Here is a 19,419-nt window from a genome sequence, read left to right on the forward strand (position 1 = left end):
AAAAAATGCAGCGGACAGAAACTCTGCCAGCTGCATTAAGAATTATTCACCATCCAATCCGCGGATTGGCTTGATCGTCCCCCATCCTTTACAGGACGGACAATGCCAATAAAGGGAATGGGTAGAAAATCCACACTTCCGGCATCGGTAATGCGGTTTCACTTTTAACTGTTCACCCACCATCGCTTGTAGTGTTGATAGGCTGTCTTTCGCTCGACCATCTTCTGCTTCTGCAATGTGGTAGTCAATTAAACGGTAGAAGCCCTTCATGGTTGGGTTTTTCAGCAATTGTTTCGTCAGTAACTCTTGAGCAGCCCCAACGTTCTCGTGATGAGCAACTAATTGAGCCAACATCAACTCGGCTGATACGCCTGCTTTCTTATCAATACAAGCTCTCAGAAACTCGACAAGTTCATCTTCCTGACCCAGATGATGATAGCATTCTGCAATAGTTGGCAAGACATCACTGATAAAGTCTTTATCTTGCTCAAGTACCCCTGTCAGATATTTGATGGTGTGCTTATAGTCTTCAGACTCTAGGTAAATTCGTCCCAAAGCAATACTTGCTCGAACACACTTCGGGTCTTCCGCTAACGCTTTTTTAAAATGCTGTATTGCCTTATTAGTATTCCCATCAGCTTGGTCGAGCATGGCTATTTCACACCAAAAATGGGCAATATTTGCACGCATCCTTGAGCGTTTATTACCTAACTTAGCCAATTGGTTCGCGTAATAAATCGCCTTTTCCCATTCTCGTGTTTGCTGATAAATGGTCACTAATTGTTGAAGAGCCGCCTCTTTGTAATCTGGCTCTTCGACTAACTGTTCGAAGATTTTCTCTGCACGATCAAGAAAACCAGAGACCATGTAGTCTTTCGCTAACTGTTGAAGGGCGAGGTTCTTTTGGTCCAGTGTTAAGCCTGAACGAGAAATAAGATTTTGGTGAATTCTGATTGCGCGGTCGACTTCACCACGAGACCGGAACAGGTTACCCAACGCAAGGTGAGTATCAATGGTCTCGTTATCAACTTGGAGCAATTCAATAAAGTGATCGACAGCCTTATCTGATTGGTCAGAGAGCAGCAGATTAAGACCCGTCATATACTGACGAGAGATTTGATGAGATTGCTTCTGCTTGTCTTGCTGAGCGCTGCGATGCCCCATATACCAGCCATACGCAGCAGCTATAGGCAACAACAAGAAGAGTAGTTCAAGCATTAAAGTTAAGCCTTATCCTTATGCCTGCTTTTCAATGGCTGGCTTATCAGCAGCGTTGTTTGATTCAGTTGGTTCGTACTTTTTCAGTTTTTTCTTTAAACGACGGACCTGTAGCTGAGTTTTCAGTTGGATGCTACCAAAGATAACCCACGCTAAAGCAAAGCCAACCACAAATACTACACCTAATAGCGTAGATAAGTGGAACTCTCCTTTTGCTAGAAGATAGTTAAAAGTCACGAGCTCTTGGTTTTGGGAACCTAACGCCAATGCAATTAAAAAGAGAGCTAAAACAGCAACGATTTTTATAATTTTCATGTTACATCACCCTTCTAGGAGTAAGTCGGTAAGATTATGCAGGAAAATGCTTCTTCAGACTACGTATATTAGCAATAATCTATACCCAAGTAACCTCAAGATGCTTAGTTTGTAGACATGCTTAGAAGTTAAAGTTATTTGGGTATAGAAAACAGCTGAATCCACAATTAGATTAGTAAACGATCTTAGATGTATGACTAACTTGGATACATTACAAAAAAGCGGCATACACAAACGTATGCCGCTTTTTTCAAACTAATAAGAGTGCATTAACCAATATTTACACGCTCACGAAGTTCTTTACCAGGTTTGAAATGTGGAACGTATTTACCTTCCAATTCCACTTTATCGCCCGTTTTAGGGTTACGACCTACGCGAGGCTCGCGGTAATGAAGAGAAAAACTACCAAAGCCACGGATCTCGATACGGTCACCGCTCTCTAGTGTAGAGGCCATGTGCTCTAAAATATCTTTTACAGCATCCTCTACCTCTTTCGCTGATAAGTGTGTTTGCTCAGCGCAGAGTCTTTCAATCAGTTCAGACTTAGTCATAGTTGCCCTCTTTGAGTATCTTTATCACTTATTATAGTAAGTAATACTAATTCCAACAAACACTTGCTGACAATTCTAGACAAATTTTATGCAAAATGCGCAATGAAGAAATGCCTTTTATTAAGATAGTTTACTGTCATTAGTATTACTACTTAAATATGACCAAATATAAAAAAGGAGCCTTGCGGCTCCTTTTTTGCTTAAGCGAGTATATTATTCGCCTTTAGCAGCTTTGAAAGCGTCAGCCATTGCGTTACCGAATGCATTGTCATCTTGCTTGTTGATAGATGCCATTGCTTCTTGCTCGTCAGCTTCGTCTTTAGCTTTGATAGATAGGTTGATTACGCGGTTCTTACGGTCTACACCTGTGAACTTCGCTTCAACAACATCACCAGCGCTTAGGATTAGAGAAGCATCTTCTACGCGATCGCGTGATACTTCAGAAGCACGGATGTAACCTTCAACGCCTTCTGCGATTTCAACAGTAGCGCCTTTAGCGTCAACAGCAGTTACAGTAGCGTTAACTAGAACACCTTTCTTGTTGTCAGCAACGTAAGCATTGAATGGGTCATTTTCCATTTGCTTGATGCCTAGAGAGATGCGCTCACGCTCAGCGTCTACTGCTAGAACAACTGCAGAGATCTCGTCGCCTTTCTTGTACTCACGTACAGCTTCTTCGCCAGCAACATTCCAAGAAATGTCAGATAGGTGAACTAGACCGTCGATGCCGCCTTCTAGACCGATGAAGATACCGAAGTCAGTGATAGACTTGATCTTACCAGTAACTTTGTCGCCTTTAGCTTGTGCTTCAGCGAATGACTGCCATGGGTTAGCTTTACACTGTTTCAGACCTAGAGAGATACGACGACGTTCTTCGTCGATTTCAAGAACCATAACCTCAACTTCGTCGCCAACATTAACAACTTTAGAAGGGTGGATGTTCTTGTTAGTCCAATCCATTTCTGAAACGTGAACTAGACCTTCAACGCCTTCTTCGATTTCAACGAAGCAGCCGTAGTCAGTTAGGTTAGTTACGCGACCAGTTAGTTTGTGACCTTCTGGGTAACGCTTAGCGATTGCTACCCATGGATCTTCGCCTAGTTGCTTAAGACCTAGTGATACGCGAGTACGCTCACGGTCGAACTTAAGAACTTTAACTTGGATCTCGTCACCAACGTTAACGATTTCAGATGGGTGCTTAACGCGCTTCCAAGCCATATCAGTGATATGTAGAAGACCGTCAACGCCACCTAGGTCAACGAACGCACCGTAGTCAGTAAGGTTCTTAACGATACCTTTAACTTCAGAACCTTCTTGTAGAGTTTCTAGAAGCTCGTCACGCTCAACGCTGTTCTCTGATTCGATAACTGCACGACGTGAAACAACTACGTTGTTACGTTTTTGGTCAAGTTTGATAACTTTGAACTCTAGCTCTTTGTTTTCTAGGTGAGCAGTGTCGCGGATTGGACGTACGTCTACTAGAGAGCCAGGAAGGAAAGCACGGATACCGTTTAGTTCAACAGTGAAACCGCCTTTAACTTTACCGTTGATGATACCAACAACAGTTTCAGCTTCTTCGTAAGCTTTCTCAAGTACGATCCAAGCTTCGTGACGCTTAGCTTTCTCACGAGAAAGTTGAGTTTCACCGAAACCATCTTCAACAGCGTCTAGAGCTACGTCTACTTCAGCGCCAACTTCAACTTCAAGTTCGCCAGCAGCGTTCTTGAACTGTTCAGCAGGGATAGCAGATTCAGACTTAAGACCAGCGTCAACAAGAACGAAACCGTTCTCGATAGCTACTACAGTACCTTTAACGATGCTGCCTTGTTGGAATTCTGTTTCGTTTAGAAACTCTTCAAAGAGTTGAGCAAAAGATTCAGTCATTTAATTAATCTTCAATAAATTAAACTTCCACGGGTATCCTACCGCATGGGGTTATTAAATTCGCCAGTCATCATCCTTGCGACCAACGCTCTTAGCCTAGTCGAGTATTATTACTCAGCTAGCTTCGATTCGATATATTGTAGTGCCTTTTCTACTACTTCGTCGATAGTCATCGACGTAGAATCTAGCACAAGCGCATCCTCAGCAGGGCGTAATGGCGCCACTGGGCGGTTACGATCTCGGTCGTCACGCTCTTGGATCTCGCTTAAAAGGTCAGCAAATCTAACATCTAACCCTTTCTCTTGCAACTGTTTAAGGCGTCGATTTGCACGCTCTTCAGCACTCGCATCAAGGAAGATTTTTGCTTGCGCACTCGGGAATACAATTGTGCCCATATCACGACCATCAGCAACCAGACCCGGAGTGGTCTCAAATGCACGCTGACGACGTAGTAATGCTTCACGAACACGTGGCAAAGCCGCAACTTTAGATGCTGCCATACCCGTTTCTTCTTTACGAAGCTCCCCTGACACGTCTTCGCCTTCTAGAATGACCTTAACTAAGTCACCTTCCGCGATAAATTGAACGTCTAGGTGTGTTGCTAGTGGGACAAGAGCATCTTCTGACTCGGTGTCGACACCGTGGTGAATCGCAGCGAGTGCAAGTACACGATAAATTGCGCCAGAATCTAAGAGTTGGAAACCCAACTTTTTCGCCAGCAACATACATAAAGTGCCTTTACCTGCACCACTAGGTCCATCTACGGTTACAACCGGAGTTTGAGAGGACATGTTCTTCTCCACCAATAGTTTCTTTTCAGCAATTTGCTCGGTTTTCGAGGCGCACATTATACGGGTAATCAGTCTTTGGAGCGAGGAAAAATGTCGTGTAAAGCATTACACCTAATGCGTAATTGGATTCATCAACAAACATAAAGTTCAACAAAAACGGCGAGAGCTTCCGCCCTCGCCGTTTTAAATGTCATGAACTTAAGCTCGATTAAACAATCGGCTTTTGACCACGCTCAGCTAACTTTAAAATCACACTATCAGCGACTTTACCCGCCACACCTGCTAGCTTGTCGGCCAGTTTTTTCTTTTGTACATAATGCACAGAAAGTACAGTTTTATCTTTGCATGCTGCAACAACGATATCATCAGATGTACTAATGTCATCCACCAAACCAAGCTCTTTCGCTTGTGTACCGAACCAGTGCTCACCAGTGGCTACTTTGTCTAGGTCCAAACTAGGACGACGCTCACGGATGAAGTCTTTAAACAAGACATGTGTTTCTTCAAGTTCTCGCTTAAACTTATCGCGCGCTTTATCGGTATTCTCACCGAACATCGTTAGCGTGCGTTTATATTCACCCGCTGTTAGTTGTTCGTACTCAATGTCATGTTTCTTCAACAGTTTGTTGAAGTTAGGAATTTGTGCGATAACGCCAATAGACCCCACAATTGCAAATGGTGCAGAAACAATCTTATCTGCTACACATGCCATCATGTAACCGCCACTTGCCGCAACTTTGTCAACAGAGATGGTCAGAGGAAGACCCGCAGCTTTGATTCGGTCCAGTTGAGAAGAGGCAAGGCCGTAACCATGAACCATACCACCGCCAGACTCTAAGCGAAGTAACACTTCATCACCTTCACGTGCGACAGCCAAAATAGCGGTGATTTCTTCACGTAGAGACGCGACTTCTTTTGCGTCTATGCTACCGTTGAAATCAAGAACAAATAGGTGTGGTTCACGCTTGCTATCTAATGAACCGTCTTTGCTCGCTTGTTTGATTTCTTTCTCGCGAGATTTGTTCTTCTCTTTTTCTTCTTTCTTGACGGCTTTATCTCGAGCCTTGATGAAAGCATCGTCATGCAAATGATGCTCTAACTGCTCAACAGATTGTTTGTGTTGCTCTGAAAGGTTGGTAATCTCTAACTCCCCTTTCGCCGCACCCGATTTGCCACCAGCCGATTTTGCAATAATGAGCAGAACAATTATCGCAGCAACCACCGTGATAATTTTGGCCAGAAACAGACCATAATCTAATAAAAATTCCAACGAGAGCTCCTTTATCTCATTTCAGATGACGTTAGTATGTTACGCAGAAACATCAGCGAGAAGGCAGCGCGGTTTGTAACCACTTGTTCTGATTGATAGCATACCTAACGAAAGTTCTGGAATTGGTATAACACATGAATTGGTGTATTGTAACCATCTTGTCACGATTACCAAGATTTTCCATTGAGAAACAGGCGTTTTTTAGCGTCAATTAACTATCATGGACCCTCTTACAATAATAAGGATTTATCGCCGTGAACTACTCCGTTTCAGCTGATGCTCTAAAAGGTAAAGTCATTCTTGTTACTGGCGCTGGTAATGGCATCGGCCGTCAAGCCGCGCTTTCTTATGCCGAGCACGGTGCAACTGTTATTCTCTTGGGTAGAAATGTGCAAAACCTTGAATCTATCTATGATGAGATTGAAGCTGCTGGCTATCCACAAGCTGCTATCATTCCATTGGATCTCAAGGGTGCAACTCAGCAGAATTACATTGATATGGCAGAGACAATCGAAGGACAGTTTGGTCGCTTGGATGGTCTATTACACAACGCAGGTGTCTTGAGTTCGCTGTGTCCATTTGATCAAATCAAAGAGGAAGACTTCGACGATATCATGCAGATCAACGTGAAAGCCGAAGTGCTAATGACTCAAGCACTACTGCCTGTGATGCGTAAATCAGAAGCTGGGCGTATTATCTTTACCTCTTCAACCGTCGGCCACTCTGGCCGCGCATTCTGGGGGCCATACGCTATCTCTAAATTTGCCGTAGAAGGCATGATGCAAGTTTTAGCTGACGAGCTGAGTGATACACCGATCCGCGTTAACGCAATTAACCCTGGTGCCACTCGTACTCGCATGCGTGAAAAAGCATATCCGGGTGAAGATGCGAATACTCTCAAAACGCCACTGGATATCATGCCGCTATATTTGCACTTAATGGATCCTGCGGTTACCGATGTGAACGGTCAGTGCATCGACGCTCAACCGAAGCGTAAATAACTCATTCAGGTTACCTCACATAATCGATTGAAAAGGCAGCAAACGCTGCCTTTTTTCATTTCTCTCTTCATAAAAATCTTGCGACTTTCTCCCACAGAAATATACTGTATGTATATACAGGTATTTATTATGCAAGATATTATTCAGAACTTAAAAAGCCAACACCTTGTTTGGCAAGCAAATTTAACGAAAGCAGATCCTCAGCAGTTGCAGACTAGTTCCGGTTTTTCTGAATTAGATGATTTGCTCGGCGGAGGCTTTCCACCTCATGGCGTAGTGGAGATGGAATCTATTGGTAGTATTGGTGAATTGCGTTTGCTCGCTCCTTATTTAAAAGCCACCCAGACCAATGGTGTGACTGCATTTATTCAACCTCCCGCGTTAGTGAATTCTCTGTTCTTACACTACATCGGTTTGGATATAAACCAAGTGTGGGTCGTTAATCCAGCTCATCCCAAAGATGCTCTTTGGGCTGCAGAGCAATGTCTGAAAAGTGGGGTATGCAGTAATGTTTTGTTATGGCAAGAAGAGCTTGAAATACATCAAGTGAAACGCTTACAGGTAGCGAGTGAACAAGGTACTTGCCCTCTCTTTATGCTTAAAACAGATACTATCAACCGCTTGTCTTTGCCTGTGTCACTCAGTTTAAAACTGAAAGGCGACGAGCAAGGGATTCATGTTGAAGTGCTGAAAAGGAAAGGAGGCTGGAGTAGAGGTAGCGTTAGTATCGGATTCCAACACCATTACCCGCAACTGGTGAAACCATCATCTGAAACTGTGCACTCGACTGTGGTCAATTTCCCACTGGCGAACCAAGGTTAGTGATATGGCTCTGTGGATTTACTTGCACTTCCCTCGCCTGCAGCTAGACGCACTCTTTGGTGATAACCAAGAACAACCCGTGGTGATTGTCGAAAGCCAACGTTGCCAGATTATTCAATACAACGAGATTGCCGAACAACAAGGCATTAAGCCAGGTATGGGACTAGGCAGTGCTGCGTCCTTGTGTCGAGATTTACAAGTGCATCCTTATCATCCGCACACCGAATGGAGCAAGTTACAAGAAATTGCTCAATGGCTGTATTTGATCACATCTGACGTTGTGTTGATGCCAAACCAAGGTATTTTACTGCGTGCTACTCCAATGCTCGCTCTGTATGAAGGGCTTGAAAACTATTGGAATAAAGTCAGAGCTCACTTATCGGAGCTGAAACTGAGTTTTCAATTCGGATGTGGTTTTTCGCCTTTTGCTGCCAAATTGATGGCAATATCAGGAGCGAACGTCATCAGTGAAGACAAATCTGCCATACAAAAAGTCCTATCACCATTACCGTTAACACTGGCAGATTTATCAAGCGCTACAGTAGAGAAGTTACAACGTGTAGGCGTCACCACATTGCAAAACCTGCTTGAACTGCCATTGCAAGACATCGCACGACGCTTTGATATCGATTTGGTGAACTACGTTGGTCGACTGACTGGGCAGTTTAAACACCCTGTCGAACTTTATCACCCTACCGAATCCTTCCAAGTTTATTTAGAGCTGTTGTTTGAGATCGAAAACGTTCAGTGGATTGAAAAACCGTTGGCCAAATTACTTCGTCAACTCGAAACCTTTCTTAAATTAAGAGATAAGGTCGCTTTTGAACTGTGTTTAACACTCCACCAGCGTGAGAAACAAGAGCAACACCTTCAACTCACTTCTGCGCAAGGTGATTACCTATGTCAGCGTTGGCAACAGTTAGCGAGTTTAAGCTTAGAATCACTCTCGCTTAATGGCCCAGTCACAGGGCTAACGTTAAAAGTCATCCGTCAAGGTGAGCCTCTTAGTGCATCACGCGATCTCTTTGCTGGGCAGAAAGGAAACATGAATGCTTTAGAGCTGCTCTCTTTACTGCAAGCTAAATTGGGGAAAAGTGCCGTTTTAAAACCCAATATTGCTTGCGATCCTAGACCAGAAAAGGCCAGTCAGTATCGCCCTGCTGATGCTCCAGATAAAAAGGGGCACGCCATACCCTCCATACTACGCCCCGCAATGCAATTACCCACTCCCATTGTATTGCAAGAACAAGTTTCTTTGGTCCACGGACCTGAGCGAATAGTTTCTGGGTGGTGGGATGGTGATGAGATCATGCGTGATTACTACATTGCACACACCAAGCAAGGCCGCTGGTTATGGATATTTCGCGATCAGCACAAGCACTGGTTTCTTCATGGCTATTTTTGTTAAATCGACAGTTATTTTTGTTGGATCATTATGAGTTACGCGGAACTATTTTGTCAGTCTAACTTCTCTTTTTTGACTGGGGCTTCTCATGCAGAAGATCTGGTACTCCAAGCTGCTTTCTATCGCTATCAAGCTCTAGCTATAACGGATGAATGTTCAGTCGCGGGCGTTGTCAAAGCCCATGCAACCATCGAACAACATAAACTCGATATCAAACAAATCGTTGGAAGTATGTTTTGGTTAAATGATGAATGCCAAATCGTACTGCTTTGCCCTTGTCGCAAGGCTTATGCCGAGTTGTGTCGTATCATCACAAACGCAAGAAGACGCAGTGAAAAAGGCAACTATCAACTGTTCGAATGGGATTTGATGTCGGTTCGACATTGTTTGGTATTGTGGCTGCCCACACATCAAGAGAGTGATCACTATTGGGGGCGCTGGCTCAATCAACACCACGCTAATCGTTTGTGGGTAGCGATTCAGCGCCATTTGAGTAACAACGATACTGAGTACATTGCGCACTGCGAGCAGTTAGCACATGAATTTCAATTACCTATAACTGCCTGCGGAGGCGTTCTCATGCATGACGTTGAACGCTTGCCATTACAGCATGTACTTACTGCTATAAAACATGGGTGTAGCGTCGATAAACTCGGTTTTGACCGTATTTCGAATACTGAGCGAGCGCTTCGTCCTTTTAAAAAGTTGATTCGGATTTACAAACCAGAATGGCTGGAAGAAAGTACTTACATCGCCGATTTATGCGAGTTTAAGCTCTCCGATTTAAAATACGAATATCCTACCGAGCTGATCCCAGATGGTTATACACCCGACTCTTACTTACGTATGTTGGTCGAACGTGGTAAAAAGCTGCGTTTTCCTGAAGGCGTGCCAGCAGAAGTCAATCAAACCATCGAGAATGAACTGGCGCTTATTCAAGAGCTTAAATACCACTACTACTTCCTTACTATTCACGACATCGTAATGTTCGCGAAACAGCAAGGCATTCTTTACCAAGGGCGAGGTTCCGCTGCAAACTCTGTGGTGTGTTATTGCCTGGAAATTACCGCCGTCGATCCTCGACAAATCGCTGTCTTATTCGAACGATTTATCAGTAAAGAACGTAAGGAACCGCCGGATATTGATGTGGACTTTGAACACGAGCGCCGTGAAGAAGTTATCCAGTATATTTACAAAAAATATGGTCGTGAGCGTGCAGCACTTGCTGCAACCGTGATCAGCTATCGCTTTAAAAGTGCCGTGCGTGAAGTCGGTAAAGCACTAGGGATTGAAGAGACGCAATTAGATTTTTTCGTTAAGAACGTTAATCGCCGAGATCGCAGCCAAGGCTGGCAAGCTCAAATTATTGAACTTGGCTTACAACCAGAATCTCTCAAAGGGCAGCAGTTTATCCAATTGGTCAACGAGATCATTGGCTTCCCACGCCATTTATCTCAGCACGTAGGTGGCTTTGTAATTTCATCTGGCCCTTTATATGAGTTGGTACCTGTTGAAAATGCCTCGATGGAAGATCGCACTATCATTCAATGGGATAAAGACGATTTAGAAAGCTTGAAGCTACTAAAAGTCGATGTACTCGCACTCGGCATGTTAAACGCCATCAAAAAGTGCTTTCAACTGGTCGAGAAACATCACCAGCGATCCCTCTCGATTTCCGAGATCACTCGCCGACAAGATGATCCACACGTGTACCGCATGATCCAAAAAGCTGACACGATAGGCGTATTCCAAATAGAATCTCGTGCACAAATGAGCATGCTTCCTCGCCTAAAGCCTGCTTGTTATTACGACTTAGTGATTCAAATTGCAATTGTTCGTCCAGGCCCTATTCAGGGTGATATGGTGCATCCTTTTTTAAAACGACGAGATCACAAAGAGCCTGTCAGTTATCCATCGGAAGAAGTAAAAAGCGTTCTTGAGCGGACTATGGGCGTCCCTATTTTCCAAGAGCAAGTCATCAAGCTAGCCATGGTAGCCGCAGGGTTTAGCGGCGGCGAGGCCGATCAACTCCGTCGAGCGATGGCATCATGGAAAAAGAATGGCGATCTCGCTAAATTCAGACCAAAACTGATCAATGGCATGCAAGAGAGAGGCTATGACTTAGCGTTTGCTGAGCGCATTTTCGATCAGATTTGCGGCTTTGGTGAGTACGGCTTCCCTGAAAGTCATTCAGCGTCTTTCGCAGTGCTGGCATATTGTTCTGCATGGTTAAAATATTATTATCCAGCCGAATTTTACACTGCATTGCTGAACAGCCAACCAATGGGATTTTATAGCCCATCGCAATTAGTACAAGATGCTCGCCGACATGGCATCGAAGTATTGCCGGTGTGCGTCAATCATTCAAAATATCAACATCATCTCGTCTCACGTCCGAATGGCAGGCTCGGCGTGCAACTTGGTTTTCGCTTGGTGAAAGGCTTTAACGCAGAAAGCGCACAAAGGCTTATTGAGCGCAAACCACTTAATGGTTACCGATCGATTCAAGAAGTAAAGCAGATATTAAGAAGCCGAAGTGACATTGAATTATTGGCTTCAGCCAATGCATTTCAGGCCTTGTCAGGGAATCGTTATAACGCTCGCTGGGCAGCAATGGATTCCTTATCTGACCTACCATTGTTTCACAAGGTCGAAGAACCCAATGTTAGCTACCAGATTCAACCTTCTGAATATGAAAATTTAACTGAGGATTACGCAAGCACGGGACTATCTCTTAGCCGCCATCCAATTAAATTATTAGAAAAAACGGGCAAACTCCCTCACTTTACTCGCATGATGCAACTGGCAGAGAAGCCGCATAAGTCACTGGTCACAGTGGTAGGCGTGGTAACAGGAAGACAATCTCCAGGCACCGCCGCTGGCGTGACATTTTTTACGCTAGAAGATGACACGGGCAACATTAATGTGGTCGTTTGGCAAGCGACAGCACGAGCCCAAAAGCAAGCGTATTTAGGCGCTAAAGTATTAATGGTGAAAGGCATTCTTGAAAGAGAGGGAGAAGTCACGCACGTTATTGCTGGCAAGTTGATTGATTGCACGCACTACTTGAACAATCTACAAAGTAAATCTCGGGATTTCCATTAGTACAGAGGAATTAAGGAGAGAGATGTTAAAAATCAGAGAGAGGTGCGCTCCCTCTGATTTCACTAGATCTAATCATGCACTTTTAGAAAGCATCTGGCGTAATCGGTCTTGAGCAACTTCAACCAGCAGATCCGGTTGGAATTTAGATATAAAGCGATCACAGCCTACTTTTTGTACCATGGCTTCATTAAAACTACCGCTCAGAGAAGTGTTCAATGTGATAAACAACTTAGACATACGTGGATCTTGGCGCACTTCATGGGTCAGTTTATAACCGTCCATTTCAGGCATTTCAGCATCCGTAATCATCATCAACAGCTCTTTTTCTACATCTTTACCTTCATCACACCAACGTTTTAAAACCGTTAACGCTTCTAGCCCGTCACGACACTCGATGATATTCATACCCAATTGAGAAAGCGTATCGCGAACTTGATTACGAGCTGTAGAGGAATCATCCACAATCAGAACATTACGCCCGACCATTGCTTGGGCCAGTTCTTGATCGAGAATGTCCTCCGAAATAGTCACGTCGTAATGCACGATCTCTGCTAAAACTTTTTCAACGTCAATAATTTCGACAATTTGAGAGGCATCCCCCTCTTTGATTTGCGTGATAGCCGTGAGGTAATTCGAGCGACCAGACGTGGAAGGAGGCGGCTGAATTTCAGTCCATGCCGTATTAATAATGTTTTTAACCGGACCGACTAAGAAGCCCTGCACCGTGCGGTTGTACTCTGTCACGATCAAATTTTCTTCTTCCGCTTCACCACGTAAAGCAGGAAAACCAATTGCGCCTCGTAAATCAATCACTGGTACCGCTTCACCTCGTAGAGAAGCAACCCCACGAATATTGTAGTGCGATCCAGGGAGCTTGGTTAACGGTGGAAGCTTGATGACCTCTTTCACTTTGAACACATTAATCGCAAATAATTGGCGACTATTTAAAGTGAACAGCAGAAGCTCTAGTCGATTTTCACCAACCAAGTTTGTACGCTGGTCAACCGTATTTAACACTCCGGACATACTACTACCTAAATTATGGATAATTCTTATTTTACTCGAAATCAGTACAGACACAGCAAGGTTATATAACCAAATAACCTTAAAATATTTGGCTTTTCGAGCACAGCTTTAAAGTACAACAGTTTTAGCGTATTACTTCTCTTTGCATCAGACGCAAAGTCACGCAGCACATTGAAAGCCATTTTGTTTATTTACTTGAGCTTTTTAGGAAATTACATGAATGGCGCAGATATAGCAATGCAACATAACTCAAATTCCCTTTCTAGTAATAGGCGATCAAAAAGGGTGAGCCGTTAAGTCTCACCCTAAATCACCTACAAATGCAGTCTCAACAGCCAGGCACATCATCATGTTAAAAAGTACTTAACCTTCCACAACCTTCATCAATAGTTGACCATCGTACAACGCTTGCTTAATCAACGCGGCACCAGGCATTGTGGCTTGCTTATAGAAACGAGACTCCACCAGCTCAAGATCTTGGTGATAAACAGGTAAACTCTGCTCTTCGATACAGCGACGAACCGCAGGATAAAGCACATCTTTTGCTTGGTTAATCACACCACCGATCAAGATTTTCTCAGGGTTAAATAAGTTGATCACAATAGCAATTGCAGAGCCTAAGTAGCGTCCAAGTTTTTCAATCACATCGACGGCCAAAGGATCACCGTTTGCAGCGGCTTCACAAATGCTCTCAATACTCATTTCTTCTTGTTTAGCAAGAATAGAGTCTTCGCCATCAGCGATTCGTCTTACGACTTCTTCACGAATTGCTTGAGAACTGGCAACGGTTTCCAAACAGCCTATATTGCCGCAATGACAACGTTTTCCATTTGGGTCAATTTGAATATGCCCGAGTTCACCAATGTTACCGTGACGGCCTTGCAAAACGCGCCCATCCAGAATGATGCCCGCACCTAAACCGTGGTGGATAGAGATAAGAACGGAGTTGTCATTATCTTGAGAATGACCAAAAAGCTTTTCTGCTAATGCCCAAGCTCGCGTGTCATTGGCAATGAAAACTGGCAAGCCTGTTGCTTTGTATATCTCTGGTCCAAGAGCAAGATTTTCGACATTGTAATGAGGCATCTGCAAAACGACACCTTGCTCTGAGTTCACGAGACCAGGCAGCGTAAGGGCAATACTGGTAACCCGATCCAGTTGATCCGCGTAAGTCTGAAAAAATTCATCAATTTCGTAAAGCAGGCGCTCAAGCACATCGTCTTGATCAAGCTCGTGTATCTCGATTTTAGTATCGATCAGTACATCACCGCCTAACTCATGCAAAGCAATGGTTAAATAACCCCGCCCCAAACGCATTGACAAAAATTGCCAGCCTTCATTATTGACCTGCAAACCGACAGCAGGTCGACCACGACTCGTCGCTTCTTGTACTGTCGTTTCATGAATCAAGTGCGCTTCAATTAATTCTCGAGTGATTTTGGTGATACTAGCAGGAGCAAGCTCACTCTGCTTGGACAAATCAATTCGAGAAATAGGACCTTTTAGGTCAATTAGTTTATATACACGACCAGCATTGACCTGTTTGATATGATCAATATGGCCCGGTTGAGCCATGTACATCTTGCACTCCGAAATTCTATAACGGGACAATTTTTTTACTTTGCGAACTAATTGTGAAGTGAATTAATAAATCCCCGTGACAAGCATCACGTATAAACCTGTTTGTTTGTGTATTCAATCAAATAACGAAGAATCTACTCCTGTTAAATTGTTTGAAAAATAACTTATTTTTATTCACTAAATTATGAAGTAGTGCCTTTAAAGCAGCGCATTTTTATCAATAAGGCCATTGCCTGTCGAATATCTGTCTGTTTTACCGGGGTTACTCTTAATGTAAACATTCTGTGCATATACTTATATTCAAGTAGCTTTAAGGTGTGGGCTCAGCAACGAGGCTAACCTTGAGAGCGATTGCGTAAAGTAAGGATAGAGTTCAAGTTACCTTTACACACACATTCATCGGAGAATCTATGACTTCCAAATTAAGACGAACAAAAATTGTCACTACGCTGGGTCCTTCAACGGATAAGGACAATATACTTGAGGAGATCATCAAAGCCGGTGCAAACGTTGTCCGTATGAATTTTTCACATGGAACCAGTGAAGACCACATTCAACGTGCGAACAAAGTCCGTACCATTGCAGCAAGACTTGGGCGTCAGGTTGCTATTCTTGGTGACTTACAAGGCCCTAAAATCCGTGTATCAACGTTTAAAGACGGCCAAGTCATTTTGAATGTGGGCGATAAATTCACATTAGATAGTGATTTACCAAAAGGTGAAGGCAATCAAGAATCTGTAGGGTTAGATTATAAAGAACTACCGCAAGATGTTTCACCAAATGACATTTTATTACTCGATGATGGACGCGTTCAGCTGCAAGTTACCAAAGTAGAGGGTAATAAAGTGCATACCCGTGTGATTGTCGGTGGTCCACTGTCCAACAATAAAGGGATCAACAAAAAAGGCGGCGGATTGTCAGCCGATGCGCTCACAGAGAAAGATAAAGCCGACATTCTTACCGCCGCAGCAATTCAAGTAGACTACCTTGCTATTTCATTCCCGCGTAACGGCGAAGACATGCATTACGCTCGACGCTTAGCCAGAGATGCAGGCCTTGAAGCCATGTTAGTGGCTAAAGTCGAACGAGCAGAAACCGTCGCGACCAATGAGTCTATTGACGACATTATTCTCGCATCCGATGTAGTGATGGTTGCACGTGGTGACCTTGGTGTAGAAATCGGTGACCCTGAGCTCATAGGTGTCCAGAAAAAACTGATTCGCCGCGCACGCAGTTTAAACCGTATCGTGATTACTGCGACACAAATGATGGAGTCCATGATTACTAGCCCAATGCCAACGCGTGCTGAAGTGATGGATGTGGCCAATGCGGTTCTAGACGGCACTGACGCGGTGATGCTTTCTGGAGAGACCGCTGCAGGTAAATATCCTGTAGAAACGGTCAAATCCATGGCCGAAGTATGTGTGGGGGCAGAAAAAATGTCGGAGGCAAGTCTATCAACCTATCGCTTAGATAGAACCTTCGAAACCGCTGAAGAAACCATCGCAATGGCAACCATGTACTCTGCGAATCACATGGAAGGAATTAAAGCGATGATCTCGTTAACTGAGTCCGGCAGGACTGCGTTGATGATGTCTCGCTTAAGCTCTGGCTTGCCAATATTTGCCTTATCACGGAATGAATCGACACTAAATCGAGCAGCATTATACCGAGGCGTGACACCTGTATATTTCGAGTCAAAAAATGATGCGGGTTTACCAACGGCTCAAGCAGCTATTACTAGCCTTAAAGAGCAAGGGTTCTTGCACAAAGGTGATTTAGTCATTATTACTCAAGGCGATGTAATGGATGTTGTTGGCTCAACCAACTGCATGCGCATTCTACAAGCGTAGTAGTTATACCTAACCGGAGTTAACCACAAGAACCCGCAAATAAGGCTCCGAAAATGGAGCCTTATTTATATGCTTTGTATATTGCGCACATCGTGAACGTAAGAAGGTTTATGCACTCTCTCTACCATCAATTTCAACATCCAGCTGGTCATAGAGTTGAACTAGGTTAAACCCAGCTTGAAGCCCAAGTTGATAGTCATGCTCTAGTGACTCTTGGTCACTTAACAAAGAAGAAGAACGAAGTCCCTCTTTAGGCGCAACTTGTAAAATAAAAGTGTCGTCAGGTGGAGCAGATATAAAGGCCTGAGTGAGCTCAAATGTTTGATAATGAATCATCAGCATGTCGGCTAAACCTGAATCAAAATTCTCACCAATCAGATGACTTAAACGATACAAGTTATCGGCACCGAACAACCAACGACCTCCATTTAACAGCATTTTCCCTGCAAGCTTCGATTGATGTGCTGCATTAATTTTTTGTTGGAAGAACGACGCCCAATCCAGCTTCCACTGATTCACTTTTTGCTGCCATGATTGCTGTACTGAGTTGATAGACTCTCGATACCATTCGACAGGCACATCCCCCACTTCACTTTGGGCTCTCGCTTCAATCTCTGAAAACGGCTCTGTGCGAATGACAATAATGTTGCGAGCATTCTGACGCCACGCTTCTTGAACAGGGATAGAGGCAGACACGCCGCCATCAACAAACTTATTGCCATTTACGTCGACAGGTCCGTGGTACAACTTGGGAATCGCACATGTCGCTAGCATAGTGTTAAACCACGAGTCATCCAAGATTGGTAGATATTGATCTGATAGCGTCTCTATATTCGTTACCGCAGCAAACGCTCCTCGTTTTCCCAGTGCACTACGACCTAAATCAAGGTCAAGCTTGTATGGGAAATCTTGAATCCGTTCTAATGCCCACTCTAAACCTAAGTACTGCTGCTTTCGGATATAGCGAAACAGATTAAAAAATTCAGGAGACGTTGTCAGCTCGGTAATAAAAGCTTTGCCCATGCCATGTTGACGACACAAGTAAGAACATAAGTTAAGTGCTCCGGCAGAGGTGCCATAGAATTCATCGAAAGGATCGAAGTTGGAAAGTAAAAAGGCGTCTAAAACGCCAGCGGTAAAAATCCCTCTCTGCCCTCCACCTTGCGTGACTAAAGCAGTTTTACCATGCCTAAAGTGCTCATAAACTTTTACATCAAGCTCTGCATGGCTTTCTGTGATTATACCGCTGTTACGTATCATAGGCTCACGCCATTTTGTTAAAACGTTTGGTAAAAGTGGTTATCTTAAGCTGTTGTAATAGCAATGATGCCAAATGACAAAAGCACTGCAAAAACAGTCACCACAATGATTAATGCGGATTTTAGATCGTGTTCCATAAACACCTCCTTAATATGTAACAAATTAATAACACCGGTGTGAAATATGTTCAAGATTTGCTTAATTTAGTCGCGCAATTTTGACTAACCCATCACAATTAGCTTAGTCATAATAAGGAGATAGGGCATGAACCAAAAACTCAGCTGGCTAGTAGGAATCATGATGATGAGTACTGCTATCAATGCACAAGCGAATATCATCGTTACGCCATACATAGGCTATACAGGAGGCGGCCAAGTAGAGGATGAAAGTGGTAATACATACGATCTCGACCCCGCAGTGAATTACGCTCTTTCAGTCGAGACTCCCTTAGAAAAAGGAAGGATCGGATTGTTTTACTCCAATCAATCGACGGAACTTGAAAAGCTGTCCAACTCGGCAGATATCCATTATCTGCACTTCCAAAGCAGCATGTACTATCCTGTCGCAGCAAATTGGCAAACCTATATCGGTGTAGGCTTGGGGGCTTCTTACGCCGATGTGGATTGGGTAGACAAAAAATACGGATTTTCGGCTAGCGCTTTTGCAGGGCTGGAATATGAATTTTCAAAGAACTTTGCGTTAACAGCCCAACTGAGATGGTTAGGAACGGTCGTTGATAACGATACATCTGGCGCCTGTACTCTACCTAATGACGGCTCAAACTGTATCATTAAGTTCGATACTGATTGGATGAACCAATTCCAATCAAATGTTGGTTTTAGTTTCCGCTTCTAATTTTTATGCATGTTCCTCTGTAGGGCTCGTCACAAAGAACGCTGAACGAGTCCTGCACAGAGCCGATAAAGGATATCGTCTAAACACCATTGTTTGGCAAAGTAACGAAGCATCATCTAGATAGGTGCACAAAAGATAGCCGTACGCCCTAATTAATCAAAATAGTCTTAAATACCAAAGCAATTATTAGATCCCAGTCATTTATTCCAGACAAACAACCACCCACCCACACAAAACCACAATCAAACTCAAATTTAACAAGATTAAAACCAGACCACGCATCTGAATTAACATTTAGATTCTATTGCGCTAAGTATTATTAGAAGTTAGTCTGATCAGTGAAAACAGATAAATATTTCAGTTTTATCAAACACACATCAAAATTTTAAGATTAATAATCTACTTTCTCTTACAGTAGCCAGAATATAGCTCTATAAAATTATAAGAAGTTAGAATTAAGGATAGAAAAGCTGATGGATAAC

Annotated in this window: 16 protein-coding genes; 6 read left to right on the forward strand and 10 right to left on the reverse strand. The window is 43.6% G+C overall.

Going from position 1 to position 19,419, the window contains the following annotated elements; genetic code table 11:
- Positions 1-42 precede the first annotated feature (42 nt).
- The 6 genes from lapB to sohB all read right to left on the reverse strand — a co-directional run bounded on the left by lapB (position 43) and on the right by sohB (position 6,029).
- The gene (gene lapB / locus R7Z10_RS09740; RefSeq protein ID WP_005376665.1) at positions 43-1,218 is read right to left on the reverse strand and encodes a lipopolysaccharide assembly protein LapB; all 1,176 of its coding nucleotides are present in this window, start codon (positions 1,216-1,218) and stop codon (positions 43-45) included.
- Between the two features lie 18 nt (positions 1,219-1,236).
- Complete coding sequence (locus tag R7Z10_RS09745) at positions 1,237-1,533, reverse strand: LapA family protein (protein ID WP_005376663.1); 297 nt, start codon at positions 1,531-1,533, stop codon at positions 1,237-1,239.
- Positions 1,534-1,802: 269 nt separating this feature from the next.
- Positions 1,803-2,084 carry an integration host factor subunit beta gene (gene ihfB, locus R7Z10_RS09750; protein ID WP_005385816.1) on the reverse strand — a complete coding sequence of 94 codons (282 nt, stop codon included), beginning with the start codon at positions 2,082-2,084 and terminating at the stop codon, positions 1,803-1,805.
- Positions 2,085-2,297: 213 nt separating this feature from the next.
- Entirely contained in the window at positions 2,298-3,968 is a 1,671-nt protein-coding gene (gene rpsA, locus R7Z10_RS09755) for a 30S ribosomal protein S1 (RefSeq protein ID WP_005385817.1), read from the reverse strand.
- Positions 3,969-4,078: 110 nt separating this feature from the next.
- The gene (gene cmk / locus R7Z10_RS09760; protein ID WP_170893514.1) at positions 4,079-4,759 is read right to left on the reverse strand and encodes a (d)CMP kinase; all 681 of its coding nucleotides are present in this window, start codon (positions 4,757-4,759) and stop codon (positions 4,079-4,081) included.
- A gap of 208 nt (positions 4,760-4,967) precedes the next feature.
- Positions 4,968-6,029, reverse strand: a complete 1,062-nt coding sequence (gene sohB / locus R7Z10_RS09765; protein WP_170893516.1) for a protease SohB — start codon at positions 6,027-6,029, stop codon at positions 4,968-4,970.
- Between the two features lie 254 nt (positions 6,030-6,283).
- On the opposite strand from sohB, the gene R7Z10_RS09770 reads away from it, so the two are divergent.
- The 4 genes from R7Z10_RS09770 (at position 6,284) to R7Z10_RS09785 (ending at position 12,362) form a co-directional block, all read left to right on the forward strand.
- On the forward strand, positions 6,284-7,030 hold the full coding sequence (locus R7Z10_RS09770) for a YciK family oxidoreductase (protein WP_005372980.1): 747 nt from the start codon (positions 6,284-6,286) through the stop codon (positions 7,028-7,030).
- Between the two features lie 129 nt (positions 7,031-7,159).
- Positions 7,160-7,852 (forward strand): translesion DNA synthesis-associated protein ImuA, encoded by a 693-nt coding sequence (gene imuA, locus R7Z10_RS09775; protein ID WP_170893518.1) that lies wholly within the window; start codon positions 7,160-7,162, stop codon positions 7,850-7,852.
- Between the two features lie 4 nt (positions 7,853-7,856).
- Positions 7,857-9,260: a DNA polymerase Y family protein gene (locus tag R7Z10_RS09780; protein ID WP_318104779.1), complete on the forward strand. Its 1,404-nt coding sequence runs from the start codon at positions 7,857-7,859 to the stop codon at positions 9,258-9,260.
- A gap of 27 nt (positions 9,261-9,287) precedes the next feature.
- The gene (locus tag R7Z10_RS09785) at positions 9,288-12,362 is read left to right on the forward strand and encodes an error-prone DNA polymerase (protein ID WP_318104781.1); all 3,075 of its coding nucleotides are present in this window, start codon (positions 9,288-9,290) and stop codon (positions 12,360-12,362) included.
- A gap of 72 nt (positions 12,363-12,434) precedes the next feature.
- Here the strand turns inward: R7Z10_RS09785 and R7Z10_RS09790 are convergent, their stop codons facing one another.
- Positions 12,435-13,388 (reverse strand): chemotaxis protein CheV, encoded by a 954-nt coding sequence (locus R7Z10_RS09790; protein WP_005372976.1) that lies wholly within the window; start codon positions 13,386-13,388, stop codon positions 12,435-12,437.
- A 363-nt stretch (positions 13,389-13,751) separates the two neighbouring features.
- Positions 13,752-14,969 (reverse strand): ROK family protein, encoded by a 1,218-nt coding sequence (locus R7Z10_RS09795; protein ID WP_005385828.1) that lies wholly within the window; start codon positions 14,967-14,969, stop codon positions 13,752-13,754.
- 410 nt (positions 14,970-15,379) lie between these two features.
- Here R7Z10_RS09795 and pyk point away from each other — a divergent pair, with 410 nt between their 5' ends.
- Complete coding sequence (pyk, locus tag R7Z10_RS09800; protein ID WP_213905687.1) at positions 15,380-16,822, forward strand: pyruvate kinase; 1,443 nt, start codon at positions 15,380-15,382, stop codon at positions 16,820-16,822.
- Positions 16,823-16,930: 108 nt separating this feature from the next.
- Here pyk and R7Z10_RS09805 read toward each other — a convergent pair whose 3' ends face one another.
- Complete coding sequence (locus R7Z10_RS09805; RefSeq protein WP_005372971.1) at positions 16,931-18,082, reverse strand: patatin family protein; 1,152 nt, start codon at positions 18,080-18,082, stop codon at positions 16,931-16,933.
- A gap of 44 nt (positions 18,083-18,126) precedes the next feature.
- Positions 18,127-18,219 carry a YnhF family membrane protein gene (locus tag R7Z10_RS09810; protein WP_005372970.1) on the reverse strand — a complete coding sequence of 31 codons (93 nt, stop codon included), beginning with the start codon at positions 18,217-18,219 and terminating at the stop codon, positions 18,127-18,129.
- Between the two features lie 127 nt (positions 18,220-18,346).
- Between R7Z10_RS09810 and R7Z10_RS09815 the strand changes: the two genes are divergently transcribed.
- A complete protein-coding gene (locus tag R7Z10_RS09815; RefSeq protein WP_054574791.1) occupies positions 18,347-18,937 on the forward strand; it encodes an outer membrane protein in 591 nt (196 codons plus the stop codon).
- Positions 18,938-19,419 lie beyond the last annotated feature (482 nt).

It is taken from the genome of Vibrio sp. Vb1018 (assembly GCF_033338775.1).
GTDB classification, from domain to species: domain Bacteria; phylum Pseudomonadota; class Gammaproteobacteria; order Enterobacterales; family Vibrionaceae; genus Vibrio; species Vibrio alginolyticus.

What these genes read in the sequence shown, in the direction of transcription:
- R7Z10_RS09815 (WP_054574791.1), top strand. Translation starts at nt 18,347, where the DNA reads ATGAACCAAAAACTCAGCTGGCTAGTAGGAATCATGATGATGAGTACT.
- R7Z10_RS09780 (WP_318104779.1), top strand. Translation starts at nt 7,857, where the DNA reads ATGGCTCTGTGGATTTACTTGCACTTCCCTCGCCTGCAGCTAGACGCA.
- rpsA (WP_005385817.1), bottom strand. Translation starts at nt 3,968, where the DNA reads ATGACTGAATCTTTTGCTCAACTCTTTGAAGAGTTTCTAAACGAAACA.
- R7Z10_RS09795 (WP_005385828.1), bottom strand. Translation starts at nt 14,969, where the DNA reads ATGTACATGGCTCAACCGGGCCATATTGATCATATCAAACAGGTCAAT.
- lapB (WP_005376665.1), bottom strand. Translation starts at nt 1,218, where the DNA reads ATGCTTGAACTACTCTTCTTGTTGTTGCCTATAGCTGCTGCGTATGGC.
- R7Z10_RS09805 (WP_005372971.1), bottom strand. Translation starts at nt 18,082, where the DNA reads ATGATACGTAACAGCGGTATAATCACAGAAAGCCATGCAGAGCTTGAT.
- cmk (WP_170893514.1), bottom strand. Translation starts at nt 4,759, where the DNA reads ATGTCCTCTCAAACTCCGGTTGTAACCGTAGATGGACCTAGTGGTGCA.
- pyk (WP_213905687.1), top strand. Translation starts at nt 15,380, where the DNA reads ATGACTTCCAAATTAAGACGAACAAAAATTGTCACTACGCTGGGTCCT.
- R7Z10_RS09810 (WP_005372970.1), bottom strand. Translation starts at nt 18,219, where the DNA reads ATGGAACACGATCTAAAATCCGCATTAATCATTGTGGTGACTGTTTTT.
- ihfB (WP_005385816.1), bottom strand. Translation starts at nt 2,084, where the DNA reads ATGACTAAGTCTGAACTGATTGAAAGACTCTGCGCTGAGCAAACACAC.
- imuA (WP_170893518.1), top strand. Translation starts at nt 7,160, where the DNA reads ATGCAAGATATTATTCAGAACTTAAAAAGCCAACACCTTGTTTGGCAA.
- R7Z10_RS09785 (WP_318104781.1), top strand. Translation starts at nt 9,288, where the DNA reads ATGAGTTACGCGGAACTATTTTGTCAGTCTAACTTCTCTTTTTTGACT.
- R7Z10_RS09745 (WP_005376663.1), bottom strand. Translation starts at nt 1,533, where the DNA reads ATGAAAATTATAAAAATCGTTGCTGTTTTAGCTCTCTTTTTAATTGCA.
- R7Z10_RS09790 (WP_005372976.1), bottom strand. Translation starts at nt 13,388, where the DNA reads ATGTCCGGAGTGTTAAATACGGTTGACCAGCGTACAAACTTGGTTGGT.